The following is a 25,473-nucleotide window of genomic DNA, read 5'->3' as shown; positions in this document are numbered from 1 at the left end:
CCCTACGGCCCCGCCCGGGCGGCCGCGTCCCGGTCCCCCCGCGCTGGCCGCCCTTGACCGTACCGGCCGACCGGCCGGACCCCCACCGGGCCGGGTGACGTCCCGTCCGTCCGCAGGGACGCGGCCACGCGTTCCCACCGTGCAGGAAGACGGAAGACGCAGGCGCACCGCATGCGTCCCGTCCGCGCACGGCGTACGAACCACCCGCAGGACCCCCCATGAATCTCTTCTCTTCCCCCGTCCCGAAAACAGCGCAGGCAGGGCCCCGCATCCGCCCATCCGGAGCGCGGCCCGCCGGCGGACGGGGGAGGCACCTCAGCAGCACCGGCCGGGCCGGCGAGCGCGTCCCCAAGCCGGGCATCCATACCCAGGTGTCCCTGCCGGCCGGACTGATCGCGGCGATCACGCTGACCGGATCCGTCGCCCCCGTGGCCATCCATCTGTCCCCGCTGCTGGTGGCCGCCCCCACCTCCACGGCGGCGTTCGCGCGCGCCCGGTTCACCGCGTTCGTGGCCCTCGTCGCCAGCGCCGCGATGCTGGTCGTCGACCGCCACGACGGGCTGCTGCACTCGTCGGTCCTGCCCATCCACATCGGTGCGCTGCTGGCGGTCTCCGGCTTCGTCATCGCCGCGCGCACGCTGCACGACCGCGACCTGAGGGAACTCAACGAGGTGCGGGCGGTGTCCGAGGCGGCCCAACGGGTGCTGCTGCGGCCGATCCCGCCACGCATGGGCCCGCTGCGGGTCGCCTCGGTCTACCGTGCGGCCGCCGCGCACGCCCTGGTGGGCGGGGACCTGTTCGGCGCCGCCCGCACCGGTGGGACGTCGAGGTTCCTGATCGGCGACGTCCGCGGCAAGGGGCTGCCGGCCGTGGAGGACGCGTCCGTCCTCCTCTGCGCGTTCCGCGAGGCCGCCCACCACCACGCGACCCTGCCCGGGCTGGCGGCCTCGCTGGAACTCAGTGTCGAAAGGCATCTGGCCCAGCTCACCGAGGCCGACCCCGAGGCCGGTGAGCGCTTCGTCACCGCCCTCCTGGTGGAGGTCCCCGACGACACCGACGTCGTACGGGTCGTCAGCTGCGGGCACCCGCCGCCGCTGGTGCGGCACTGCGGCCGGGTCACCACCTTGGAGGCGCACCGGCCCGCACCGCCCTTCGGGCTGGCGGGCGACGCCCCGGACGACTACCACCTCGACACCTTCGCGTTCGGCGCCGGGGACACCCTCCTGCTGTACACCGACGGCGCCATCGAGGCCCGGGACGCCTCGGGCGGCTTCTACCCGCTCCACGAACGGGCCGGCACCTGGGGCTGGGAGGCGCCGGACGAACTGCTGCGGAACGTCGGCGAGGACCTGGACGCCCACACCGGGCGGCACCTCGACGACGACCTCGCGATGGTGGCGGTGCAGCGCCCGTCCGTGCCGGGCGCCGGCCAGGGCCCGCCCGCCCCCCGGTCGCACCATCCGGCGGAGGCCGCCCCGTGAACGGCGGGCGGACGGTGCGCGCGAACGGACACACCGGTCACGGCAGGGTGCTGGCGAGCATGACCGCGCTCCGGTTCCCGTGGGGCATCGGCCCCCTGCTGCTCCTCGGCTACCTCGGGGCCATCTGCGCGGTCCAGCTGGAGGCGTCCTCGGGCGGCCTGGTCCGCTGGTCGGAGTACTCGGCGTTCGTGCCCCTCGTCGCCGCCTCCCTGCTGCCCGTCAGGCGCACCCTCGTCATCGGCGCCGCCACGCTCGCCGCCAGCGTGGTGATCTACGGCTTCGCGATCCACGGGGTGTCGGTGGGCGGCCGGACCGTGGTCATCCTGGCGGCCGCGCTGTCCTTCGCCCTCAGCCTCGTCCTGTGCCGGGTCCGCCTGTGGCTGCAGCGCCGGCAGTGCGCGGTCGCGGGGTCGTGCTTCTCCGCGGAACCCGCCGTCACGGCGTCGGCGGAACCCCCGCACAACGGGAGCGAGACCGCACCGGCGCCCCCCGACGGCCTTCCGGTCACGTCCCTGCCGCGGTCGGCGGCGGTGGAGGTCGTCGGCCGCTGCCTGCCCGCCTGCGACCATTCCGGGCCGAGCGCCCACTGGCTCGACGCCATCCCGCTGCCCGGCGCCCGGGTCGCCCTCGTGGCCGGCTCGGTCTGCGCCGAGGACGGGTCGGCGGCGGGAGAGGCGGCCGCCGAACTGCGGGCGGCGGTGCGCACGCTGGCCGACATCGACCTCCAGCCGGACGAGTTGCTCACCCATCTCGACGACGTGCTCGGCCGGCTGCGCCCCGCGGGCACGGGCGTCAGTGCCGCCTGCCTGTACGCGGTCTACGACCCCGTGTCCGGCCGGTGTTCGCTCGCCGGCGCCGGGCACCCCGCGCCGGTCGTCCTCACTCCCGACGGCGCGGTCACGACGGTCGCGCTCCCGCCGTCCCGGCCGCTGGGGAAGGCACGGCCGTCCTCCGAGGCCACCGAGCTGGACCTGCCCGCGGGCAGTCTCCTGCTGGTGCACACCGACACCCGCCTCGGCGGGCCGGCCACCGAGGAACTGCTGCGCACCCTCACCAGCGTGCGCCAGGAAGGCCCCACCCTCGACGCCGTGTGCCGCTCCGTCCTGCGCGCCCTGCCCGAGGCCGACCGGCCCTGCACCGCGGTCCTCGCCGCCCGTACCCGCACCTTCGACAGCTGCGCCGTCGCCACCTGGGACCTGACGGCCGACCCCGCCGCCGTCTCCCACGCGCGCAAGCACGTGGCGGGGAAGCTGGCCGCCTGGGGGCTTCCGGACGCCACACCGACGACGGAACTCATCGTCAGTGAACTCGTCACCAACGCCATCCGCCACGCCCTTCCGCCGGTCCGGCTCCGCCTCATCCGCCACGACGACGGCCTGACCTGCGAAGTCTCCGACAGCAGCAGCACCACGCCGCACCTGCGGCGGGCCCGCACCCTCGACGAGAGCGGCCGCGGACTGTTCATCGTCGCCCAGCTGACCCAGCGCTGGGGCTGCCGCCACACCCAGGAGGGCAAGACCATCTGGGCCAAACAGCCCTGCTGAGCCGGCTCCGCCGGCGCGGACCCGGCGTTCCGCCCGTTCGCGGGCGGCCCCCGTCGCGGCGCGGCATCGGCGCGGGTGTGCCCCGGCGCGCCCGGGGCACCGCGGAACGCACCTCTCGACGCGGGGCTGCGCCGACGGCCCGGGACGCAGCGGTCCCGCGCCCCGGGGGAGTCCGGGGCGCGGGACCGCCGTGTCAGCCGCTCGCAGGAATCACTTCCGTACGGTGAACTCCCCCGTCAGCGCGCCGAGCCGGACGCTGTAGGTGCCGGCCGTGCCACGGCGCACGGTGAAGTCGACGCGGACGTCGTGCCCGGCCCGGACGCGGACCGTTGTGCGCTGCTCGACCGCGTCTCCGACCAGGAGCACGGCCTCGTAGTCACCCGTCCGCTCACCGACGTTCTTGACGCGGGCGGAGACGTGCACCGCCTTGCCGGGCCGGGCGCCGTGCGGGGTCACGGACAGCCCGCTCAGCGCGAAGACCGGCTCCGGGCCCTCGACCCGGTCGTGGACGAAGACGTCGTACCGGCGGTTGGTGTCGTCGGCGACGAGATTCGTCGCGGCGCTCTCGAACGCCACGTACCGCCCGTCCCCGCTGAGGGAGGGGAGGTCGGACGCGCCGTCGGCCTCCGCCCCCTCCAGACCGGTGGACACGCGCTCGGTCGTACCGGCCGTGCGGTCGCGGACGAAGACGTCCACCTGCCGGTTGGTGTCCACCGAGGCGAGGTTGGTCGCGTAGCTGTAGAAGGCGACCTTGCTGCCGTCGTCGCTCAGCGCGGGTGCGAAGGCCCAGTCGTCGGCCGGGGCCCCGGCGGAGTTCACGGAGACCTGCTCGGAGGTGCCGGTCCGCAGGTCCTGGGTGAAGAGCTGCCAGTTGTTGGTGAAGGCGACGACCCGTCCGTCGGCGCTGATCACGGGACCGGTGTTCTCGCCGGGCCGCGGGCCGGGCACCAGGGTGGTGGTGCCGGTCTGCCGGTCGCGGACGAAGACGTCGGGTTCGCCGTCGGTGTCGCCGGGCACCAGGTTGCCCGCGGCGCTCTGGAAGGCGACGTAGCGTCCGTCGGCGCTGACCGACTGCTCCCTGGAGGCGCCGTCGCCGGGACCGCCGTCGGGGCCTTGCGAGATCCGGCTGGTGGTGCCGGTCTGCCGGTCGCGGACAAAGACATCGGTGGTGTTGTTGGTGTCGCCGGGCACCAGGTTGTCGGCGTCGCTGTTGAACACGGCGTAGCGTCCGTCGGCGCTGAGGGCGGGGGCGGAGGACAGGCCGTTGCCCTGGGTGCCGTCGGAGGCGACGGACACGCGTTCCGTGGTGCCGGTCCTGCGGTCGTGCACGAAGCCGTCGGTCTGCTGGTTGGTGTCGCCGGGCACGAGGTTGGTGGCGCCGCTGTTGAAGCCCACCCACCGCGCGTCGGCGCTGAGCGTGGGCGTCAGGGAGAAGCCGTCGGCCTGGGCGCCGTCGGAGGCGACCGACACGCGCTCGGTCTCCCCGGTGTTCAGGTCGGTGACGAAGACGTCGAGTTCGCCGTTGGTGTCGCCGGGGCCGAAGTTGGAGGCCGGGCTGGCGAAGGCCACCGCGGAGCCGTCGGCGCTCAGCTTGGGCCACCACGCCTCGTGGTTGCCCTGCTTGCCCTCGGAGGTCAGCGACACGCGTGCGGTCGCGGACGGCCGGGGCAGTTGCAGGGCGGCGCGGGCCGCGGGACCCGATCCGCGGACGACGACCCGTACGGGCTTGGAGCGGGAGATCCCCGGGGCGTTCGCGGACACTTCGTAGGCGCCGACGGGGACGTCGCGGATGGTGTAGCGGCCTTCGCGGTCGGTCGTCGCCTTCAGCGGGTCGGGGACGTCGAGGACGGTGACCGTCGCCCCGGGCACGGTGGAGCCCGTCGGGCCGAAGGTGACCCGGCCGGTGATCACACCGCGGCGGGTCCGGTCGAGCCGCGGGGAGACGTCGGTGTACCGGTCGGTCCGCACCCGCGCGGTGATCTCCTGCGCCACGTAGCCGAAGCGGGTGAGCCGCAGTTCGTGCGTGCCGGCGGCGAGGCGCAGCTCGAACCGGCCGTCGGCGCCGGTGGTGACGGTGCGTCCGGTGCCGGTGAGGGCGACGGTGACTCCGGCCAGCGGGCGGCCGGTCCTGGTGTCCTTGACCGTGCCGCGCACGCCGCTGCGCAGCGCGGCCTCCTTCACCGCGGCGTAGGCGTCGATGCGGCCCCAGCCGTAGCGCGGGTTGGGGCGCGCGCCGTAGCGCTGGTCGAAGAAGGAGGTGCCGGTGAGGATGCCGAGGGCGTCGTCGACGGTGAGGCCGGGGCGGGCCTGGAGCATCAGCGCGACCGTGCCGGACACATGGGGCGTGGCCATGGAGGTGCCGCTGAGCAGCCCGTACTCGCCACCCGGGAGGGTGGACAGGACGTCCACGCCGGGGGCGGAGACGTCGGGCACCACGTACGACTGCGGCCATTCGGCGGGCGCGTCGATCCAGTCGCTGCGGTCGACGACCTCGCCGCAGGAGAAGTCGGCCACGTCGTCGGCGTCGTCGGTGGCACCGACGGACACGGCCTCGTACACGTTGCCGGGGCTGGCGGAGCCGCTGACGCACTGGTTGCCGATGGCGAAGGAGGGGAACACACCGGCGCGGTAGATGTTCCGGGTGGGCTCGATCAGTTCGTCCGCGTAGCCCTCGGCCCCGAGCGACATGCTGACCACGTCGGCGGGTTCGCCTGCGGGCCTGCCCTCGGCGTCGTACGGGGCGATCGCCCACTCCATGCCCGCGATCACCTGGGCGAGCGTGCCCGAGCCGCCGGGGATGATCAGTCCGGCCATGAGGTCGGCGCCGGGTGCGACGCCGATCGCGGTGCCCGAGGCGTCGCCGCCCGCGATGGTGCCGGCGACGTGGGTGCCGTGGTAGCTGCTGTCGTGCGGGAGGGAGGCCACGGGCTCACCGGTCCCGCTGAACTCCAGCCAGCCGCCCGGGTGGGCGGGGTCCTTGGCGTCGTCTGTGGTGAGCTTCCCGGCGAGGTCGGGGTGGCCGATGTCGACGCCGGTGTCCAGGACGGCGACGCGCACGCCCTGGCCGGTGGGCCCCTGCTCGGCGCGCACCTTGTCGACGCCGATCTTCGTCAGGCCCCAGGTGCTCGGCGCGGCGGCCGCCGCACGGGTCGCCTTGGCGTCCTTGTCCGGCTCGGCGGGGGGTGCCTGGAGGGTGAAGTTGGGGATGATGTGGTCGACCGGGGCGAGGGAGGCGAGCTCCTGGAGGGTCTGCGGCGTGACCTTCACCAGGACCATGTTCTTCAGCCAGAAGGTGTTGAGCACCTGGTCGCCGCGCGACTCGACGAGGTCCACGACCGGGGACTGCACGGACCGTGCGCTGCGCGTGAGTTCGTCCCGCACCGCGCCCGGGTCCGCGGCCTGCCCGGGGAGTCCTGCGCGGTCCCGCAGCACCACGGCCGCCTCGACGCGTCCGTCACCCCGTGCCCGGACGGCGTCCATCCTGCGCAGCAGCGTGGGGTCGATCTTCTCCCGGCCGGCCTGCACCGGGCCCGGCGCCGCCGGACCGTTCTCCTGTGCCGCGGCCGGGAGCGCCGTGAGCAGCAGCGTGCACAACCCGAGGGCCGGCAACCAGGCGCGGTGGCGCCGTTGTCGGAGCGAGCGGCGGGCGGGCAGCGGCATGGGCGCTCCTTCGTGCGACGTGTGTCCACGTCCTGGAACCGGAATGTCGACGTACCGCGGGGAACGCTGACATCCGGTTCACCGGGCTGACAAGATGATCGCGGGGCGACTTCCCGTCAGGTGACGGAAGTACGACACATGAAGAGAGCGCGAAGGCGGACCGCGGACCATGCTCGAATCCATCGGCCTGAGCCGGCAGGACGAATCGGTGTACGAGTCCCTCGTGCGCCGGGTGCACGCCACGGTCGCGGACCTGGCCCACGACTGCCGGCTGCCCGCTCCCGCGACGCGGCGCAGCGTGCGGTCGCTGGTCTCCCTCGGCCTCGCCGTGCGCTCCACCGGACGCCCCGTCACCTACGCCGCGGTCTCACCGGACAGCGCCCTGGAGGCCGTACTGCGCGACAGGGAACGGGCGTTGAACGACGTGCGCTCCCATGTCTCTGGCCTGATGGACCTGTACCGCGCGGGCACGCGCTTCGTGAACCCCGGCGAGCTGGTCGAGGTCGTCTCGGGGCGGGACGACGTCAACCGCCGCTGGGCGCAGCTCCAGCAGAGCACGCGCACGCAGGTCCGAGGCTTCGACCGGCCGCCGTACGCCTCGGTCGAGGAGCACACCGAGCCCAACCCGATCGAGCTCGAACTGCTCAAGCGCGGCGTCGCCTACCGCGTCATCTACGACAGCACCGTGCTCGCCCTGCCCGGCTGGCTCGCGGACGTCACTGTCGGCGTCCGCCACGGCGAACAGGCCCGGGTCGCGGCCGGCCTGCCGATGAAGCTCGCCATCTCCGACGACCGGCTGGCCATCATCCCCCTGCTGCGCCCCGGCGACGACGCGGTGACGGCGTCCTACCTGATCCATCCCTCCCCCCTCCTCGACGCGCTGATCGCCCTCTTCGAGGCGGTCTGGGAGCGCGCGGTGCAGGTACGCCTCCCGGCGAACGGCGCCTCCTTGGGAAGGCTGGAGCCGGCGCCGGACGGACTGTCCGCCGAGGAGGCGAAACTGCTGACGCTGCTCGCCGCGGGCGCCACCGACAAATCCGCCGGCCGCGCCCTGGGCTGGAGCGAACGGACCGTCCAGCGCCACGTCACCCGGCTCATGCAGCGCTTCGGCGCCCAGACACGCTTCCAGATCGCCATGGAGGCCACCCGCCGCGGGTGGATCTGACAAGGCTTCAGCCGACGACCCGGGGCCTCACGCGCCGCGTCCCGGCGAGAACCTGCGGACCCTCTGGGCGCCGTGTCGCTTCCCGCGGACCGGACGGGATGTCACAAAATGTCCGGGGTGCCGCGGGCACCGCGCCGTTCCGACGAGCCGCCAGGGAGTCCTCTTGGGTACCACCGTCGCAGATGTCATGGTCGCGGCTCTCGCGTCCTCCGGTGTACGGCGGGTGTACGGCCTGCCGGGGGACTCGCTGAACGGCTTCACCGACGCCCTGCGCCGCAACGGGACCGTCGCGTGGGCCCACGTGCGGCACGAGGAGACCGCCGCCTTCGCCGCGGCGGGCGAGGCCGCGGTCACCGGGCGGCTCGCGGTGGCGGCGGGCAGCTGCGGACCGGGGAACCTGCACCTCATCAACGGGCTGTTCGACGCCCAGCGCAGCCGTGTGCCGGTGCTGGCGATCGCCGCGCACATCCCGCGGGCCGAGATCGGCGGCGAGTACTTCCAGGAGACGCATCCGCAGGAGCTGTTCCGTGAGTGCAGCGTCTACCGCGAGATGGCGAGCCTGCCGGAACAGGTCCCGCGGCTGCTGCGCATCGCGATGCGCTCGGCGCTGGAGCGCAGGGGCGTCGCGGTGCTGGTGATCCCGGGCGAGCTGTTCCTGGCCGGGATCGACCTGCCCGTCCCGCCCCGGCCCGTGGTCGGGACCTCCTCGCACGTAAGGCCCGACGACGCCGCCCTGGCCCGCGCCGCGGAGGTCCTCAACAGGGCGGAACGGGTCACGATCCTCGGCGGCGCGGGCTGCCACGACGCGCACGACGAGGCGGTGGCCCTGGCCGACGCCCTGAAGGCGCCGATGGTGCACGCGCTGCGCGGCAAGGAGTTCCTGGAGCACGACAACCCGTACGACGTGGGGCTGACCGGCCTGATCGGCTACAGCTCCGGCTACCGGGCGATGGAGCACTGCGACGCGCTGCTGATGCTCGGCACCGACTTCCCGTACCGCCAGTTCTACCCGGGCCCCGACGTGCCGGTCGTCCAGGTCGACTTGCGCGGCGAGCACATCGGGCGGCGCACCGACGTCGACGTCCCGCTGGTCGGCACCGTCAAGGACACCGCCGCCGCGCTGCTCCCGCTGCTCCGTCCCCGGGCCGACCGGTCGTTCGCGGACCGGATGACCGGCCACTACCGGAAGGTGCGCGGCCGGCTGGACCACCTCGCGGCGGCCGGTCCTTCGGACTCCCCCATGCACCCCCAGCACGTCGCGGCCACCGTCGACAAGCTCACGACCCCGGACGCCGTCTTCACCGCCGACGTCGGCACCCCCACGGTGTGGGCGGCCCGCTACCTGACGATGAACGGCCACCGGCGGCTCATCGGCTCGTTCAACCACGGCACGATGGCCAACGCCCTGCCGCACGCCATCGGCGTCCAGGCCTCCCATCCGGGACGCCAGGTCGTGGCCCTGTGCGGGGACGGCGGCCTGAGCATGCTCCTCGGGGAGCTGCTCACACTCCGTCAGCTGGACCTGCCCGTCAAGATCGTGGTCTTCAACAACACCGCGCTCTCCTTCGTGGAGCTGGAGATGAAGGCCGCGGGCATCGTCAACTTCGGCACCGACCTGGGCGAGGCGGACTACGCCGAGATCGCCCGGGCGGCAGGACTGTTCGGCGCCAGGGCCGAACAGCCGGGTCAGCTCGCCGAGGCGCTCTCGGCCGCGCTCGACCACGACGGCCCGGCCCTGGTCGACGCCCGTACCGCGCGCCACGAGCTGTCCCTGCCCCCGAAGATCACCTACGGCCAGCTCAAGGGGTTCACCCTCTTCGCGACCCGCACGATCCTGTCCGGGCGGGCGGACGAGATCGTGGAACTGGCGAAGACCAATCTGCGGGATCTCGGCTTCGACTGACAGGCCGAGCGGGAGTGGGCCCCGCGGACGCCCGCCGGGCCGTGGGCCCGGCGGGCACGACGCCCCGTCAGGGCTGCAGCCACCAGGGGCTGGAGTAGGCGACACCCAGGTCGTTGCAGGGGTGTCCGGACGGTCCCGGCTGCCCGTTGGGCTGCGAGGGGTCGGAGATGCGCAGCACCACCCAGTCACCGTCCTCGACGTCGAGCGGGACGGTGAACTCGGCCAGGCTGCCGGACGTCGTGGGGACGACCTCGGCAACGGCCGGCGCGCTGGAGCCGGGGCGGAGCACTTGGACGTGCAGGGGCTTGCCCAGCCAGTCGGGGCCTCGGTCGAGGTCCACGGCGAAGCGGACGTCGCCGGAGGCGAGCGGCAGGACGCCGCCCATCTGGACGCCGTTGGCAGTCGCGTCCAAGCGCAGCCCGGAGAAGCGGGTGGCGAAGAAGCGGCGGGCGCGCATGGCCTCCAGTACGCCGGCCCGGGTGTTCTCGGTGACCCAGAGCCCGGCGCGGCCCACGCCCTCGACCTTGCCCCACTCGCTGCCGTGGTGGTCGCTGACCCCGGTGATCCCGGTGCGCCAGCCGGCGTTCAGGACGGCGTTGAGGTGTGAGGACCTGCGGTCCGACCAGCCGTCGAAGAGGTAGTCGTCGCCGCGGTTGAACATCTCGACGCTGACCATCTTGTCGCGCACCGCGGCCGAGTAGGCGAAGTCGTTGAAGCGCCCGATCTCGCGGCCCGGGTGGTTGAAGCCCGCCACCGCGTCACGGCCGGCGATCCAGTTGTAGAGGGAGCCCATCGAGCTCGCCCCGCCCAGGTCGACGAACTGGTCGGTGAACCAGACGTTGGCGTGGCCGAGGAGCGGGTGCGACCACTCGAAGCCGCGGATCGCGGTGTAGGCGCCGGGGACGTCGGCGGCGTCCGCGAGCTGACGGGTGCGGTCCCACTCCCCCTTGGACAGGCCGTTGATCGAGAGCAGGGTGGTGTGGTCGGTGAGCGCCGCCACGTCGAGCCCGGCGTCACGCATGGAGGCGAACGCGAGGGCGGGGTCGCCGTCGCCGTCCGACATCAGGGTGTGGTTGTGCAGGTCGGCGTGGACGAGTCTGGTGCCCTGGGTGACGAACGAGGCCCGGGAGGCCCCGATCCGGTTCGTGGCGGGGGTGCCCGCCGCGGTGCGGGTGCCCGCCGCCTGGGCGGTTCCGGGCAGGGAGGCCGCGATCAGCAGGCCGCCCGCACCGGCGAGGAGGGAACGTCGGCTGGGTCCGTGCGCGTGCGTGTGCGCCAAGTCGGCGTGGTGTCCACTCATGGCGGCCAGTACAACTGGTTGACAGGAGCATGGCCGAAATCAAGGGTTCCCGTCGGATGAACGCCTCGCGCCCGCCGGGTGCCGCTCAGCGGGGTGCGTCCGGCCCCACCAGCGTGCGGACGAGCGGGACCCGGACCAGGACGAACGCGCCCGCCACCACGAGCAGCGCGCCCAGCAGCATGGGCAGGAGCCACCAGCCTCCCCGCAGCCGCTCCTCGAACACCGTCACCCCCAGCACGAGGCTCACGGTCGCGTCCCCCAGCGTCAGCGCGGGCTGGGAGGCCACCAGGGGCCCGGACTGCATGGCGTTCTCCAGGAGGAAGACGGCCGCGACCCCGACGAGCGCGAAGCCGTAGGTCTGCCACACGGTGAAGAAGGCGGCCGCACCGTCGGTGGCCCACACCTGCGTGGCGTCCTTCAGGAGCCCGGCGGTCAGCGCGTAGCAGATGGCCGCCGACAGGCCGAAGCAGGCGGCGCGCACCCGGCCCTCGGGGCGCCGGACGGCGGTGCCGACGAGCACCAGGACGGCGGCGGCACAACTCGGCACCGCCATCGCCCACAGCCCGGTGCGCGGCCGGTCGACCCCGCCGCTCGGTGATGCGGCCCACAGCCCCACGCCCAGCCCCACCACCATGGCGGCGACGGCGGCCCAGCCACGCGGCGGAAGCCGGCGGCGCAGCACCAGGCCGCCGATGAACAGGGCGAAGGGCAACTCCAGGACGAACAGCGGCTGGACGAGCGAGAGCGCGCCGTTGAGCAGGGCCAGGGCCTGGAACGCAGCCGCCGCGATCACCGCGCCGAATCCGGCGAGCCACACGGGCTTGCGCAGCAGTTCACCCATGAGGGCCGGACGCAGCCCCACCGAGAGCGGGACCGTGCGGGCCGCGTAGCGCTGGAGCACGGTGGCCAGGGCGTTGCTGACGGCCGCGAGCAGCGCGAACAACACGGCAAGGGTGGTCTGCACCAGGGCTCTCCTCCGGATCCCGGCCCACGCTAACCGCTGCGCTCCCCCACCGCGCCGCGCGACGCGTCGCAGGCCCTGCGGCCTCCGGCAAATGCGGTTGACGCCACTCGCCGTCCACCGGTTTCCTGCTGCGATGCCGACCCTTCGCATCGAACGGCCCCACGGCGACGCCATGCTCGAGGACTGGCGGTTCGTCCACAACACGATCATCCCCACCGGCCCGCTCTCCCTCGACGACGTGCGCGAGCGATCGCAGCGCAACCACCTGGAGGTCGCCTACCTCGGTGACGCCGTCGTGGGCTGCACGACCGTGCGACCGCCCACCGGCGAGGAGGCCACGGCCACGGTCATCGCCCGGGTGCTGCCCGACCACCGGGGGCAGGGCTTCGGCATGCGGCTCTACACCCGGGGGATCGACCGGGCGCGCGAGTTGGGCGCAGTGGCGGTCGAGACGGTCGTCCTGGCGTCCAACACCGAGGGGCTGCGTTTCGCGCAGGCGCGGGGCTTCGTCGAGGTCGAACGCTACGTGCTGCCCGGGGACACCATCGCCTACGTCACCCTGCGGCTGGCCTGAGGCCCGTACCCGCGCCCGTACCCGCGGCCCGTGCCCGATCCTCCGGACCGACCCCGCAGAGCACGCTCAGGAGCGGTCCGCGGGAGCGCTGCGGCGCAGGTAGCGCTCCGCCACCTCGCGCAGCCGGTCACGGCCGAAGCTCCGCCCGTGGCCGGGGTGGACGACGCGGACGTCCAGGTCGGCGAGGAAGGCCGCGGTGCGCCGGTAGGCCGGCACGTCGGACTCGGGCAGGTCGTCGACGAGGTAGCCGTCGTAGACGGCGTCGCCGGAGTACAGCGCCCCCGTGCGCTCCTCGAGGAGGGCGACGGAGCCCGGCGTGTGCCCCGGCAGGTGGAGGACGGTGAAGGTCCGGTCGCCGAGGTCGATCCGCTCGTCCCCGCTCAGGGTGCGGGTGAGGGTCACCGGGCCGATGCCGTAGCTGCCGGGGTCGTACCCGGGGCCGGGCAGGGCGTCGAGGAGGAGGTCCGGGAAGGACGCGCCGACGTCCTCGGTGCCGAGCCGTTCGGCGAGTTCGGGCCCGTACAGGCTCGCCGGCACGCCGCGCGCCAGAGCCGCGGCGTCCGCGGTGTGGGCGACGCGCTCGGTGAACTCGTGGGCGCCGCCGACGTGGTCGAGGTGGGCGTGGGTGAGGAGCAGCAGCGGGTCCCTCGCGAAGACGTCCGGGAGCTCCCGGTGCAGCGGCACCACCCCGAGACCGGCGTCCACGACGAGGTCGCGTTCGGAGCCGTGCAGCCACCACACGTTGGCCTTCACGATCTGGTGGGCGTGCGGCTCGCTGATGCGGACGATGCCGTCCTCGACGTCGCGTCGCTCGTACCAGTGCGTCATACCGCCCCAGTGTCCTCGCCCCGGACGCCGGCCCGGAGGCGGGGTCCACAGGTGGGGTCAACAGGTGGAACGGGGCGGGGCCGCAGACGGGGACGGGGTGGCCGCGCCTCCCCGGCAGCCATGTGCGCGCTGCCGGTGACGACCCGGCCACCCCGGTCGCGGACCGTCAGTTGCGGATGATGTTCTCCGCCTGCGGTCCCTTCTGTCCCTGGGTGACGTCGAACGTCACGGCCTCACCCTCGACCAGTTCGCGGTAGCCGTTGCCGGCGATGTTCGAGTAGTGCGCGAACACATCGGGGCCACCTCCGTCCTGTGCGATGAAGCCGAAGCCCTTTTCCGAGTTGAACCACTTCACGACGCCTGTCGCCACCGCGTCCATCCTTCACGTGCCAGCCGCCGAGCCACGCCGACTGCGTGACCCGGAGTCGCCTCCTGACGGAGACGGCCACGGAGCCCTCTTTACCCGACGCGGGGCGTTTTTACGCCGGGTCCTCGCATCTGTACGTCCCCTGCCGCAACGGACCGCCCCGCGGCCGGCATCCCGGGCCCCACCCGGCGGGCGGGCCGCGCGTGGGTGCGGGCGCGAAAGGGCCGCGATTCCCCCGCGCCGCTCCGCACCGACTTCCGCACATTCGTGGAGCAATGCCCGAAGTCGGCCGGAGGAGTCCGGCGGACTTTTTCACGGCAACGGGTCGACACGCGTAGATGTTTTAGGTTAAATGGTGCATACGCAGCCGCGGCAATCCCTCGGGGAAGGCCTTGCGGGCCCCTTGTGACGAGTTCGTGTGCGTGATACGTTCCCGGCGTCAGCGGGGAGTGTGGGCGGAAATGCATAAAAGGCAATCTGTCGACCGTGTCCAAGAAGCGTCCGGTGATCTCGGACCGAACACGTTATTAGATTCGGACGAATTCAGTCCGAAGTTCCTCATGCTCGGACCGGTGAGGATAGCGGACGGCGGCAACGTCATCGCACTTCAGCCGTCGAAGCCCGCAAATCTCCTCGCGGCTCTCCTTTTGCATCCCAATTCCACGGTGTCCGCCGAATTCCTGCAGCGGGTGGTCTGGGGCGAGGAGCGCCCCGTCAGCGCCAGGTCGGCCCTGCACACCTGCGTGCAGCGATTACGGCAGCTCTTCACCAAGTACGGCATCGCCGGCACCCTCATCGAGGCCGTCCCAGGGGGCTACCGGATCGCCGCGGACGCCGGCTCGCTGGACCTGATCGCCTTCCGCGACCTGCTGCGCGTGGCCGACGAGGCGTCCGGACCGGAGCGGGAGCTGCACGTCCTGCGGACCGCGCTGGCCCTCTGGCAGGGGCCGCTGCTGGCCAACATCCACTCCGACATCCTCCGGCGCGAGGTCGTGCCCCGGCTGACCGAGGAGCGGCTGCGCGCCATGGAGCGGGTCTTCGACCTGGAGCTCGCGCTGGGCCGCTGCCGCCAGGTGCTGTCCGAGCTCTGGCCGGTGGCCCGCTCCCACCCGGCGCACGAACCCTTCTGGGCGCAGCTCGTCGAGGCGCTCCACCGCACCGGGCGGCGTGCCGAGGCGCTGTGCGAGTACCGGGTGGTGAAGGAGTACCTGCGCTCCGAGCTCGGTGTCGACCCCGGGGCCGCCCTGCAGCGGCTGGAGCTCGCGGTGCTGCGCGGCGAGGACCTCTCCGCCGGACCTCCCGAACGTTACCGCCCGCATTCCGGCGCCAATGGTCGAGACCATTCCCGGGGTGGTTCCGATATCGCCCCCACGGCGCCTCCGACCGGAAAGCCTTTGCTGTCCCGGGGCGCCGCGCAGGTCCTCGAAACGCTCCTCGGGGCGGGCCTCCTGGAGGAGGGCCCGGACGGCCACTACCGAATGCACGACTCTCTCCGGATTCTCGCCCGCGGGGCGATGGAATTACGGACGGAGGCGTCCGGTTCCGACATGTCCTCCACCTTCTGAACGCCGTTCCCCGGCGGTTCGGGAATGTTACCGCCGGTATCCGTGTCCGCTGACCGCGCCCGAATGGGAGTAATGACGGCATGACCGCTGCGTACGAGGAAGTCGCGCATTCGTATCCCCGTATCCGCCGTGACGTCCTTTTCACCGAGACTCCGGACGGTGTCGTATTCCATAACGCCCACGGTGGATTCAATCTGCGGGGCAGATCGGCCTACAGGTTCGCCACGCTGGTCGTTCCCCACCTGAACGGGACGAACCGGGTCGAGGAGATCTGCGCGGGCCTGGGCGAGCGGCAGCAGGCCATGGTGGGTGAGCTGGTGGGCGCCCTGTACGGCAGGGGCTTCGCCCGCGACGTCCTCCCGGGCAGCGACGGCCTCGACGAACTGGCTCCCCAGGTGGCGGAGCGCTTCGCGGCGCAGGTCGACTACATCGACCACTACGCCGGCGAGGCCGGGAGCCGGTTCCGGCGCTTCCGCGACACCCGCGTCGCGGTACTGGGCGACGACCCGGTGGCCCGGTGGTGCGCGCTGAGCCTGGTCCGCAACGGCTGCGCCGCGCTCGCGCTCCCGGCCGCCACGGGCCCGGGCACCGACCCCTTCGCCGAGGCGCTGCGCGAGGCGGCGGGGCTGGAGGCCGCGGGCTGCCCCGTGGAGGTCGTCCGGTGGGACGTGACGGGCGACGACGGCTGGGACGACCTCGCCGGCTACGACGTGGTCCTGACCACCGGGGCCCCCGGGGCCGCCCTGCGGCTGCTCGAGGCCGGAGTACCCGAGGGCGTGCGCCTGCTGCCCGCCTGGGCCTTCGGCGACCAGGCGGTCGTGGGCCCGGTCATGACGGCCGGAACGCAGGGCTGCTGGTCCTGTGCCGCGCTGCGCCTGGGCGCCAACGGCGAGCCCGGCGCGGCCGCCGACCTGTGGAGCGCGGTGCGCCTGGACGACCCCGAGCAGGCCGAGCAGGGGAGGATCTCCGGTCCGCCCGCGGCGATGCTCGGCAACCTGCTGGCGTACGAGGTGTTCCGGCTGGTGACCGGCGTACTCGCCCCGGAGACCGAGGGACGCCTGGTGCTGCAGGACCTGGACTCCCTCGACGTGGTCACCGAACCCCTGCTGCCGCACCCGCGCTGCCCGTTCTGCCGCGAGGACGAGGAACCGGAAGGGGAGGCCGCGCTCACCGCCGCGGACCTGACGGACGGACAGGACCTGCGCGAGGGCGGGCCCCGGGAAGTGACGCCCGAAGCCGACGCGGACGCGGCCCTGGCCGCGCTCGACGCCCGCTCGGTGCTGACCCACCCGCGTGCCGGGGTGTTCGGCGCCTTCACCGACGACGTGTGGGAGCAGACCCCGCTCAAGGCGGGGACGGTCAGGCTGGCCGTGGGGCACGGCGACCCGCGCGAGATCACCGCGTTCGACGTGCACCACGTCGCCGGGGCCAGGCTGCGGGCGCTGTACCGGGCCGCGGAGGTGTATGCCGAACACGTCGTCCCCCAGCGGGGAGTCGTGGCGGGCGCCGCGCTGGAGGTGGCGCGCGAGAAGTGGCCCGTGCTGGCCCCGGCCGCGCTGGACATCGCCTCGGGCACCGGCGCGACCACGGATGCGGTACGCGCCTGGGTCCCGGCCGCGTCCCTCGGCGAGGCCCGTACCGCGCTGGTGCCGGCGGCGGCCGTACGGACGTTCGGCGGCCACAACCACGACCGGCTGTTCGTGCCGACCTCCGCCGGATCCGCCGCGGGGCCGTCCCCGTCGCGGGCCGCGGCGCGCGCCCTGTACTCGGCGGTGGCCTTCCACACGCTGACCGCCGCGTTGCGGTCCCGCAGCTCCGTGGCCCTGACGGGCCCGCAGTGGGCCGCCGACGACGCGGAGGTGGTCTTCCTGCGCCGTTCGGCGGCGAACCTCGGGCTGGAGGCCGAGCTGCTGGAGCTGGGCGGCCCCGGCGGACCCGCCCCGGTGATGTTCGCCCGCGCCGAGGACCCGCACACCGGACGCGCGCTCTGGGCGGTCGACGCCGCCCCCACCCCGCGCGAGGCCGCGGTCGGCGCGCTGCGCGACCTCCTCGGTCAGGTGCAGCTCGGCCGGGACGAGGCGCCGGCCGCGCCGCTCGACACCGGTGACCCCTTCCTGGGGGACCTCGACCCCATGACCGTCGCCGTCACCGGGGAGTCCGGCGAGGACGGGACGGCGGCCGCCGACGGCGCCGAAGTGCTGCGCCGCCTGCGCGAACGCGGCCTCGACGCCCTTGTCGTCGCCACCGGTTCGGCCGACCTGCGGTCGGCCGGTGTCCACGTCGCCCGGGTCCTGCTGACGCACGGGGCCGTGGATGCCCTCTGACGTGAGCGTGCGGCCGCCCGCCGTCGCCGGCGTCGTGGAGGGACTGCTGGGCGACGGCCTGCGCCACCACCCGGGTGCCGCCGCGCCGCCGCGGGTCACCCTGCTCGGCTTCCGGGACGAGCAGCGGGTACCCGCCGGCGAGGCCCCCGGATCCCCCGCCGCGCCGGTGCACCTGTACGGTCACCACGCCCTGGTGGGGCCGGTGACGGGTGCGGACGGGGCGGCGGCGTGCACGCGCTGCCTGGCGCGGCGGTGGCAGGCCGTGCGGCCCGGAATCCTGCGTGACGCCCTCGAACTCGGTTCCGCCACGCGGCCGACGGGGCCGTGGCCCTTCACCACCGCCTTCGCGATGGACGCCGTCGCCGCGCTCCTCGCCGCCGCCGCGGAGCCCGCCCGGAGGACGGGGACGAGGGCGGAGGCGGGGACGGGGACGGCGGGCCGCTATCCCGTCGTCCACCTCCTGGACCTGGAGAGCCTGGAGGTGAACCGGGCCGTGGTCGTCCCCGACGCCGAGTGCCCGGACTGCGACCGGCGCGTCCCCGACTCCGCCGAGGGCGCGACCCTCACGCCCCGCAGCGTGCCCAAGGCGGACCCCTCCGGTTTCCGCGGCCGGCCGATCGAGGCGTACGACCTGCCGCTGGAGGCCTTCGTCAACCCGGTGACGGGCATGCTGGGGCCGTCGGTGGCCCCGGATCTGACGTCGGCGTCGACCGCCTCCACCGTCGGCGCCTTCACCCTGCGCTCGGGCGCGTACCTGCGGGAGTCCTACTGGGGCGGCCACACCGGCAGTTACGCCCGCAGCGTGCGGGTCGGGGTGCTGGAGGGCATGGAACGGCTGGCCGGGATGCGGGCCCGCGGCAAGCGGACCACCGTCGTGGCCCCGCTGACCGCACTCGGCGACGACGCACTCGACCCGCGGACCTGCGGGGTCTACTCGGACGCCTTCTACCGGGCCCAGCACATCGTGCGGCCGTTCGCGCCCGACCGGCCGATCCCGTGGGTGTGGGGGTACTCGCTGCGCGACCGGCGCCCGCTGCTGGTGCCCGAGGTGCTGGCGTACTACCACGCGCCCGGCGGCCTGGAGAACCGCTTCGTGCAGGAGAGCTCCAACGGCTGCGCCTCCGGCGGCAGTCTGGAGGAGGCGGTGCTCTTCGGCCTGATGGAGGCCGTCGAACGGGACGCCTTCCTCATCGCCTGGTACGCGGGGCTGCCGCTGCGGGAGATCGACCCGGCCACCAGCGGCCGCAACGCGACCCGGCACATGGTCGACCGGCTGGCGATGTACGGCTACCGCGCCCGCTTCTTCGACACGCGGATCACCTTCCCCGTCCCCGTGGTCACCGCCGTCGCGCAGCGCGTGGACGGGGGCACGGGTGCGCTGTGCTTCGGTGCCGGGGCGGCCTGGGACCCCGAGGCGGCCCTCGCCGCGGGCCTGTCGGAGATCGCCACCGACGCCGTCAAGCTGCGCCGCCGCACCGAGCGGGACCACGACCGGCTGGCGGCGATGGCGGCGGACTTCGGCACGGTCCACGTGCTCCACGACCATCCGCTGGTGTACGGGCTGCCGGAGATGGCCCGGCACGCCGCCTTCCTGCTGGACCGGGAGGAGCGGGCCGCGACGCCGCCGCTCGCCGTGGCCGACCTGCGGACCGGCCGCCCGCCGGCCGCGGACCTGCGCGAGGACCTGGAGGCGGCCGTGGCCGCGGTCACCGCGCGCGGGTTCGACGTCGTCGTGGTGGACCAGACGATGCCCGAGCAGCGGGACGCCGGCCTGCACACGGCCTCCGTCCTGGTACCCGGGCTGGTCCCGATCGACTTCGGCTGGCACCGCCAGCGCGCCCTGCGCATGCCCCGGTTGCGCACCGCCCCGCGCGAGGCCGGGTTCACCGACCACGACCTGCGGACCGACGAGCTGAACCTCGCCCCGCACCCCTTCCCGTGAACCGCCGCCCGCGCACGACGGCAGGACAGCCGCAGACAGAGAGGACCGGACATGGGGCACACCCATGAGTACGCGACCGCGGTGATGCGGCGCGGCAGGGTCGCGATGGAGCCCGCCGACTTCGTACCCGACTGGGTGGACCGGCCCAGGAAGGAGAAGTTCTACCCGGGCGCCGAGCGCTTCCCGCTGCCCGACGGGGACTTCCCCGACGACGCGGGCGTCGGCCGTGGCCTGTCCGGGCCGCACGGCGACGCCCCGTTCAGCCTGCCGCTGCTGGGCGGCATGCTGCGCGACTCGTACGGCCTGGTGGGCCGCCGACTGGCGGTCCAGGCCAACACCGACCTGGGCACGCTGCCGATGTACACGCAGGCCAACTGGTCGCGCGGCACGGCCTCCGGCGGCGGTCTGTACCCGGTGGGCGTGCACTGGGTCAGCGGCGCCTGCGGCCCGATGACACCGGGCGTGTACCACTACGCGCCCTCGCACCACGCCGTCCACCGGCTGCTCACGGGCGACGTCTCGGGCGAGGTCCGCGCCGCGGTCGGGGACGCCCGGCTGCACCGGGACACCGACCAGTTCCTCGTCCTCGGTGTGAAGTTCTGGCAGAACTCCTTCAAGTACAACAGCTTCAGCTACCACGTGGTGACCATGGACACCGGGGCGCTGCTGCAGACGTGGCGCATGTGGGCGCAGGCCCGCGGGCTGCGGATCGACCCGGTGCTGTGGTTCGACGAGCCGCGCCTGGGCCGGCTGCTGGGGGCGGAGGCCGACGACGAGGGGGTGTTCGCCGTCGTGCCGCTGCGCTGGGAGGGGCCGGCCCCCGCCGCCGCGAGCGGGGTGGCCACGTCCGGGGTCCGCAGGGTCGAGCAGGAACGGTCACGGCGCGTGCTGGCCTTCGAGACCGTGCGGCAGGTGCACCGCGCCACGCTCGACGGCGCGTCGGCCCGTCCGGCGCCGGACGCGCTGCAGGACGCGGCGGCCCCTGCCGTGCCGCCCGGCGGTCAGCGGCAACCACTGCCGCCCGCCGCGCCGATGGAACTGAGCGTGCGCCGCGCACTGCGGGAGCGGCGCAGCAGCTTCGGGCGGTTCACCGGCATCCGTCCGCTGTCGGGGGAGCTTCTGGCCGCCGCGCTGAAGGCGGCGGAGGCGGGCGCGGCGCTGGCGACCGACGTCACTCCGGCCGGGAGCCCGCGGCTGGCGTCGCTGTACGTCTTCGTCAACCACGTCGAGGGCGTCGCGCAGGGCGTGTACGCGTACGACGGCGGGACGGCGGAGCTGCGGCTGCTGAAGCAGGGTCCGCCGGGCGCCTTCCTCCAGGCCCACTACTTCCTCAACAACTACAACCTGGAGCAGGCGGCCGCCGTGATCGTGCCGGCCGTCCGCACCCACGCTGTCCTGGATGCCGCCGGGGACCGGGGCTACCGGCTCGTCAGCGCCGCGATCGGCGCGGCCGCGCAGGCGGTCTACACGGCCACCGCGGCATCGGGCACCGCCTGCGGTGTGGCGCTCGGCTTCGACAGCGTCGCCTTCGCCGAGGAGCTCGGGCTCACCGGCACCGGGGAACTCCCCCTGCTGCTGATGCTCGTCGGCCACGAGCGGCCGCGCCCCGCCGACTTCCGCTACGAGCTCGTGCCGTCAGCGCAGAGCCGCGACATGCGGGGCGAGCAGGCCGGCCGGGAGGACGAGGCACGGTGAGCACCTCACTCGAACGGCCCACCGCCCCGCGGGCGGCGGCCCTTTCCCCGCGCTTCATGCTGCGGCTGGCAGGTCTGCCGGTCGAGGCCGCGCAGCGCCTGCGCAGCGCGGACGCACGCCGGTGGGCCGACCACGTCCTGGACGAGGAGCACCGGCTCGCCGGGGCCGGCGCCCGGCTGAGCGACCCGCTGGCCGCGCTCGTGGCGGACAACGACGACGACGCGATGCGCCGCGAGGTGCTGCGGCTGCGCCGCACCGTGTTCAACAACCGCCTCCCGCAGGACGGGCCGGGCGCCCTCGCGCTCGCCGCCCGGCTGGACGGCCCGACCGGCGCGGAGCTGCTCGCCTGGCTGCACGACCGGCAGGCGTGGGAGGAACAGCGCGCGGCAGGCGCGGCCGTACTGGCGGACGCCCTCGCCGAGGGACGCACGGAACTGCGCCGACTGGCGGCCGGGGAACAGCTGCGGACGGGGCTGCTGCTGGCCTCGCCGACCCTGGACGGGCAGCTCGACGCCTACATCCGCGGCGACGCGGCCGCAGCCGGCAAGCGGGGCCGGAAGATCGAGCGGTCGCTGCTCGCGTACCTGTACCGCACCGCCTGCAAGACCAGCCCGTTCAGCACCTTCACCGGGGTCGCCGTCGGCGAGTTCCGCGCGGACGGCGAACCGGGCGGGACCGTCCGCGTCGACGAACGCTGGACCGGGCACGCCCGGCTGAACGTCGTGGTGCTGCGGCGGCTCGCCGAGGCGATCGCCGCCGACCCCGAACGCCGCGGCGACCTGCTGGTCTCCCTGGCATCGGGCTGGGAACTGGACGACGAGCGGGTCCGCTTCGTACGGCGTTCGGTGACCGCGGGCGACGACTCCGCCGCCGTCAGCTTCGACGCGGCACGCGACCGCCTGTTCTTCCTCCGCCGCAGCGGCGCCCTGGAGGGTCTGCTCGGCCTCCTGCGCGAGCGGCCGCGGCTGCGCCACCGGGAACTGGCGGCCTGGCTGCGCACGGAACGCGGCGCGACCGCCGAGGAGGCCGAGCGCTATCTGTCGGCGCTGCTGCAGCTCGGCATGGTGCAGCTCAACTCCCTCCACCCGGACGTCCACAGCAGCGACCCGCTGCGGGACTTCCAGGAGGCACTGCGCGAGGTCGGCCGACCGTGGGCGACCGGGCTCGCCGAGCGGCTGGAGGGGACCGCGGCCGGTGTCGCCGCGTACGCCGGCGCGCCGCTGGACCGGCGGCGTGAGCTGCTGACCGGCTTGCGCCGCGAACTGCCCGCCGTCGTGGAGTCGCTGGGCACCGCCACCGCGACGCTGCCGCAGACCCTGCTGTACGAGGACGCGCGGGCCTCGGACGGGCCCGTCACCGCCGACCTGCGGCGGTGGACGGAACTGGCCGAGGGCCCGCTCCGCTCGCTCGCCCGCGTGCTGCCCGCCTTCGACGTCTCCCTGGCACAGCGGCTGACCTTCAAGGGCTTCTTCCTGGCCAGGTACGGCCGGGGCGGCCGCTGCGAGGACCTGCTGAGACTCGTCCACGACTTCCACGAGGACCTGTTCGAGCAGTACCTGCTCTTCACGTCCCAGCGCCCGCCGCACGACAGCCGGGAGGGCCACCAGCCGGAGGAGAACTGGCTGGGCCTGCCCCAGATCACCGCGCTGGACCGGGCCCGCTCCGCCTTCGTGGAGGGCATGCGGGAACGCTGGCGGAACCGGGACGCGGACGCGGCGGAACTGCGTGTCGACGGGGAGCTCGTCGACGCGGTCGCGGGCGAACTCGCGCCGCTCCCGGACGGGTTCGCCCCGCAGAGCCACTTCGTGCAGCTCGCCGACCGTGCCATGGACCCGCTGGTCGTCCTCAACGGCTCCTACGGCGGTCTGTGCTTCCCCTTCACGCGCTTCACCCACTGCTTCGACACCACCGGGGACTCCCCCGGTCTGTCGGAGCGACTGCTGGCCACGCTGCGCGCCGCGCAGCCCGAGGGCGCGGTCTTCGCCGAGATCACCGCGGGCTCGGCGACCACCAACCTCAACCTGCACGGCCGCCTGACGGACTACCAGATCCTGTGCCCCGGGGAGACCGGCTCCGCGCCGCCGGAGGCCCGTATCCACCTCGACGACCTCTTCGTGGAGCACGACACGGCCGAGGACCGGCTGGTCGTGCGCTCGCGCAGGCTCGGCAAGGAGGTGATCCCGCTCTACCTGGGCTACCTGGTGCCGATGGTGCTCCCCGAGATCCCGCGGACCCTGCTGCTGCTCTCCCCCACCTCCAAGACGGCCCTCGACGTGTGGACCGGTGTCCCCGAGGCGCCCGCCGTCGACGGGGTGACGACCCGGCCGAGGGTCCGCCACGGCTCCGTGGTGCTCAGCCGGCGCCGCTGGACCGCCGACGCCACGGCGCTGCCGCGGCGTCCGGCCGGGGAGGACGACGCCGGCTGGTTCCTGCGGTGGCAGCGCTGGCGGCGCCGGCACGGCGTCCCCGCCCGGGCCTTCGCGACGGTGCTGCCCGGCGCCGGAGCATCCGCGGGCTGGGCGGGCGGCTCCAAGCCGCACTACGTCGACTTCGACAGCCCGCTGTCGCTGCTGGCCCTCGAGGGCCAGGTGAAGGACCCCGAGGGACGGGTCGTGCTGGAGGAGATGCTGCCGGCCGAGGACGACCTGCACGTCGCCTCGGACCGGGGCCGGCACGTCGCTGAGCTCGCGGTGGAGCTCTTCCCCACCGGCCCGGCACATCCCGTACCCGACGAGGAAGGACATGGTGAGCAGGCATGACCTCACCCGCCCGGACCGGCACCGCCGCCCCCGGCAGCCCCGGCGCGCCCGGCGACTGGCAGGCCCTGCACGTCTTCTACGCGGCGAGCCCGCGGCCGTTCCTCCTGGACTGCGTCAGGCCGCTGGTCGACGAACTCAGCCGGGACGGGCTGCTCTCCGGCTGGTTCTTCATCAACTACTGGCTGCAGGGTCCGCACGTCCGGCTGCGGCTGAAGCCCTCCTCGGCGGCCGCGGACGCCGAGGTGCGCGACCGGGCGCTGGCCGCGGTGCAGCACTTCCTCACCACGCGCCCGGCGCTGTACGAGGTGAAGGCCGGTTTCCTCGCCGACCTCTACAACACCTTGTTCGAGCTGGAGTACCCGCAGGAGCAGCGTGAGAAGCTGCTCGGCCCGGACGGCCGGATGCTGCTGCGGGACAACAACTCGGTGAGCCTGGAGCCGTACGAGCCGGAGTACGGCAAGTACGGCGGCCCGGCGGGAGTCGCCCTGGCGGAGTGGCACTTCCAGCGCTCCAGCGACCTGGTCATCGAGGCGCTGCGCACGATGAACCTGCACGTCCGCACGGTGCTGCTGGGGACGGCCGCACAGCTGATGATGGTGATGTCCGCGTCCTTCCTCGACGACGACGAGGAGCTGGCGCACTTCCTGGAGCGCTACCACGCCTTCTGGGACGGCGCCTTCTCCGACACCAACTTCACCGCCCGCAAGGGCTACGACCGTGCCTACGGGGACATGGGCGCGGAACTCGGCCGCCGCTTCACCGCCGTCAGGGCGGCCATCGCGGACGGCGCGGAGGAGGAACTGCCGGCGTTCCTGCGGGGCTGGGCGCTGCACTGCCGCGAACTGGCCGGGCGGGTGCGGCAGCTGGCGGCAGACGGCGAGCTGGTGTTCCGGCGCTGGAGCGGGGGCGATGAGTTCGGCATCGGCGACGAGCGGCACGCGCTGGCGATGCTCATGTCCCCGTACATGCACATGACCAACAACCGGCTCTCGGTGACCATCCGCGACGAGGCGTTCCTCGCGTACGTGCTGGCCCGCACCCTGCGCGAGGGCGCGGCCGGGGCGCAGGGAGGGACCGGATGACAGCTCCCGGCATGCTGGAGGCGCGGCCGCGGCGGCGCCCGGACCTGCGCGTCGGTCCGGCGGTGCTGCGCGGGGCCGTGGAGATCCACCCGGTCAAGGACCCGGTCAGCGGCCGCCGTCACGAGCTGCGGGCCAAGGAGTTCTTCGTCCTGGACCACCTGGACGGGGAACGCACCCTGGCCGAGGTCGGCGACGCGTACGCCGCGCGTTTCGGGGCCCGTCTCGGCGAGGCCCAGTGGCGGCAGTTGCTCGGCCTGTTGTACGGGCGGCAGCTGCTGGCCGGCGCGGACGCCGCGGCCCCGGCGGGGGCGGGGGCGGGC

The 25,473-nt window shown here is 74.0% G+C and carries 16 protein-coding genes and 1 pseudogene; 12 read left to right on the top strand and 5 right to left on the bottom strand.

The window, feature by feature from the left end; genetic code table 11:
• Positions 1–371: 371 nt before the first annotated feature.
• Both PV350_RS27780 and PV350_RS27775 read left to right on the top strand, forming a co-directional pair.
• Positions 372–1,481, top strand: coding sequence for a PP2C family protein-serine/threonine phosphatase (locus PV350_RS27780; protein ID WP_500336697.1), 1,110 nt, complete (start codon positions 372–374; stop codon positions 1,479–1,481).
• 59 nt (positions 1,482–1,540) lie between these two features.
• A complete protein-coding gene (locus PV350_RS27775; RefSeq protein WP_500336695.1) occupies positions 1,541–3,025 on the top strand; it encodes a SpoIIE family protein phosphatase in 1,485 nt (494 codons plus the stop codon).
• A 210-nt stretch (positions 3,026–3,235) separates the two neighbouring features.
• Here the strand turns inward: PV350_RS27775 and PV350_RS27770 are convergent, their stop codons facing one another.
• Positions 3,236–6,685 carry a S8 family serine peptidase gene (locus PV350_RS27770; RefSeq protein WP_500336693.1) on the bottom strand — a complete coding sequence of 1,150 codons (3,450 nt, stop codon included), beginning with the start codon at positions 6,683–6,685 and terminating at the stop codon, positions 3,236–3,238.
• A 169-nt stretch (positions 6,686–6,854) separates the two neighbouring features.
• Between PV350_RS27770 and PV350_RS27765 the strand changes: the two genes are divergently transcribed.
• Together PV350_RS27765 and poxB are read left to right on the top strand one after the other, a co-directional pair.
• Positions 6,855–7,850, top strand: coding sequence for a helix-turn-helix transcriptional regulator (locus tag PV350_RS27765; protein ID WP_499509250.1), 996 nt, complete (start codon positions 6,855–6,857; stop codon positions 7,848–7,850).
• Between the two features lie 163 nt (positions 7,851–8,013).
• Complete coding sequence (poxB, locus tag PV350_RS27760) at positions 8,014–9,753, top strand: ubiquinone-dependent pyruvate dehydrogenase (RefSeq protein WP_499509251.1); 1,740 nt, start codon at positions 8,014–8,016, stop codon at positions 9,751–9,753.
• Positions 9,754–9,820: 67 nt separating this feature from the next.
• Here the strand turns inward: poxB and PV350_RS27755 are convergent, their stop codons facing one another.
• Positions 9,821–11,053, bottom strand: a complete 1,233-nt coding sequence (locus PV350_RS27755) for a CehA/McbA family metallohydrolase (RefSeq protein WP_500336690.1) — start codon at positions 11,051–11,053, stop codon at positions 9,821–9,823.
• An 85-nt stretch (positions 11,054–11,138) separates the two neighbouring features.
• Complete coding sequence (locus tag PV350_RS27750) at positions 11,139–12,017, bottom strand: DMT family transporter (protein WP_500336689.1); 879 nt, start codon at positions 12,015–12,017, stop codon at positions 11,139–11,141.
• Between the two features lie 133 nt (positions 12,018–12,150).
• On the opposite strand from PV350_RS27750, the gene PV350_RS27745 reads away from it, so the two are divergent.
• Complete coding sequence (locus PV350_RS27745; RefSeq protein ID WP_499509254.1) at positions 12,151–12,591, top strand: GNAT family N-acetyltransferase; 441 nt, start codon at positions 12,151–12,153, stop codon at positions 12,589–12,591.
• A 66-nt stretch (positions 12,592–12,657) separates the two neighbouring features.
• Here the strand turns inward: PV350_RS27745 and PV350_RS27740 are convergent, their stop codons facing one another.
• Both PV350_RS27740 and PV350_RS27735 read right to left on the bottom strand, forming a co-directional pair.
• The gene (locus tag PV350_RS27740) at positions 12,658–13,419 is read right to left on the bottom strand and encodes an MBL fold metallo-hydrolase (RefSeq protein ID WP_499509255.1); all 762 of its coding nucleotides are present in this window, start codon (positions 13,417–13,419) and stop codon (positions 12,658–12,660) included.
• A gap of 166 nt (positions 13,420–13,585) precedes the next feature.
• Complete coding sequence (locus PV350_RS27735) at positions 13,586–13,789, bottom strand: cold-shock protein (protein ID WP_018557881.1); 204 nt, start codon at positions 13,787–13,789, stop codon at positions 13,586–13,588.
• Between the two features lie 458 nt (positions 13,790–14,247).
• Between PV350_RS27735 and PV350_RS27730 the strand changes: the two genes are divergently transcribed.
• The 7 genes and pseudogenes from PV350_RS27730 to PV350_RS27700 all read left to right on the top strand — a co-directional run.
• On the top strand, positions 14,248–15,351 hold the full coding sequence (locus PV350_RS27730) for an AfsR/SARP family transcriptional regulator (protein ID WP_500336686.1): 1,104 nt from the start codon (positions 14,248–14,250) through the stop codon (positions 15,349–15,351).
• 80 nt (positions 15,352–15,431) lie between these two features.
• A complete protein-coding gene (locus PV350_RS27725; RefSeq protein WP_499509257.1) occupies positions 15,432–17,675 on the top strand; it encodes a TOMM precursor leader peptide-binding protein in 2,244 nt (747 codons plus the stop codon).
• Entirely contained in the window at positions 17,665–19,617 is a 1,953-nt protein-coding gene (locus tag PV350_RS27720) for a TOMM precursor leader peptide-binding protein (RefSeq protein ID WP_500336684.1), read from the top strand. The genes PV350_RS27725 and PV350_RS27720 overlap by 11 nt, the downstream gene beginning before the upstream one ends.
• Positions 19,618–19,668: 51 nt before the next feature.
• Positions 19,669–21,312, top strand: coding sequence for a SagB family peptide dehydrogenase (locus PV350_RS27715; protein ID WP_500336682.1), 1,644 nt, complete (start codon positions 19,669–19,671; stop codon positions 21,310–21,312).
• 56 nt (positions 21,313–21,368) lie between these two features.
• On the top strand, positions 21,369–24,071 hold the full coding sequence (locus PV350_RS27710) for a lantibiotic dehydratase (RefSeq protein WP_500336699.1): 2,703 nt from the start codon (positions 21,369–21,371) through the stop codon (positions 24,069–24,071).
• Positions 24,068–25,153 carry a lantibiotic dehydratase C-terminal domain-containing protein gene (locus PV350_RS27705; RefSeq protein ID WP_500336680.1) on the top strand — a complete coding sequence of 362 codons (1,086 nt, stop codon included), beginning with the start codon at positions 24,068–24,070 and terminating at the stop codon, positions 25,151–25,153. The genes PV350_RS27710 and PV350_RS27705 overlap by 4 nt, the downstream gene beginning before the upstream one ends.
• Positions 25,150–25,473: pseudogene (locus PV350_RS27700) on the top strand (peptidase M50); the annotation flags it as partial. The gene PV350_RS27705 and the pseudogene PV350_RS27700, both read left to right, overlap by 4 nt.

This window comes from Streptomyces sp. PA03-6a (assembly GCF_033792765.1).
GTDB lineage: Bacteria > Actinomycetota > Actinomycetes > Streptomycetales > Streptomycetaceae > Actinacidiphila.
This window is presented reverse-complemented; position numbering and strand designations above follow the sequence as displayed.

Bases quoted from the DNA above. Each gene is read 5' to 3' on its own strand.
- PV350_RS27775 (WP_500336695.1), top strand. From the start codon at position 1,541: ATGACCGCGCTCCGGTTCCCGTGGGGCATCGGCCCCCTGCTGCTCCTC.
- PV350_RS27770 (WP_500336693.1), bottom strand. From the start codon at position 6,685: ATGCCGCTGCCCGCCCGCCGCTCGCTCCGACAACGGCGCCACCGCGCC.
- PV350_RS27765 (WP_499509250.1), top strand. From the start codon at position 6,855: ATGCTCGAATCCATCGGCCTGAGCCGGCAGGACGAATCGGTGTACGAG.
- PV350_RS27755 (WP_500336690.1), bottom strand. From the start codon at position 11,053: ATGAGTGGACACCACGCCGACTTGGCGCACACGCACGCGCACGGACCC.
- PV350_RS27745 (WP_499509254.1), top strand. From the start codon at position 12,151: ATGCCGACCCTTCGCATCGAACGGCCCCACGGCGACGCCATGCTCGAG.
- PV350_RS27740 (WP_499509255.1), bottom strand. From the start codon at position 13,419: ATGACGCACTGGTACGAGCGACGCGACGTCGAGGACGGCATCGTCCGC.
- PV350_RS27730 (WP_500336686.1), top strand. From the start codon at position 14,248: ATGCATAAAAGGCAATCTGTCGACCGTGTCCAAGAAGCGTCCGGTGAT.
- PV350_RS27725 (WP_499509257.1), top strand. From the start codon at position 15,432: ATGACCGCTGCGTACGAGGAAGTCGCGCATTCGTATCCCCGTATCCGC.
- PV350_RS27720 (WP_500336684.1), top strand. From the start codon at position 17,665: ATGCCCTCTGACGTGAGCGTGCGGCCGCCCGCCGTCGCCGGCGTCGTG.
- PV350_RS27715 (WP_500336682.1), top strand. From the start codon at position 19,669: ATGGGGCACACCCATGAGTACGCGACCGCGGTGATGCGGCGCGGCAGG.
- PV350_RS27710 (WP_500336699.1), top strand. From the start codon at position 21,369: ATGCTGCGGCTGGCAGGTCTGCCGGTCGAGGCCGCGCAGCGCCTGCGC.
- PV350_RS27705 (WP_500336680.1), top strand. From the start codon at position 24,068: ATGACCTCACCCGCCCGGACCGGCACCGCCGCCCCCGGCAGCCCCGGC.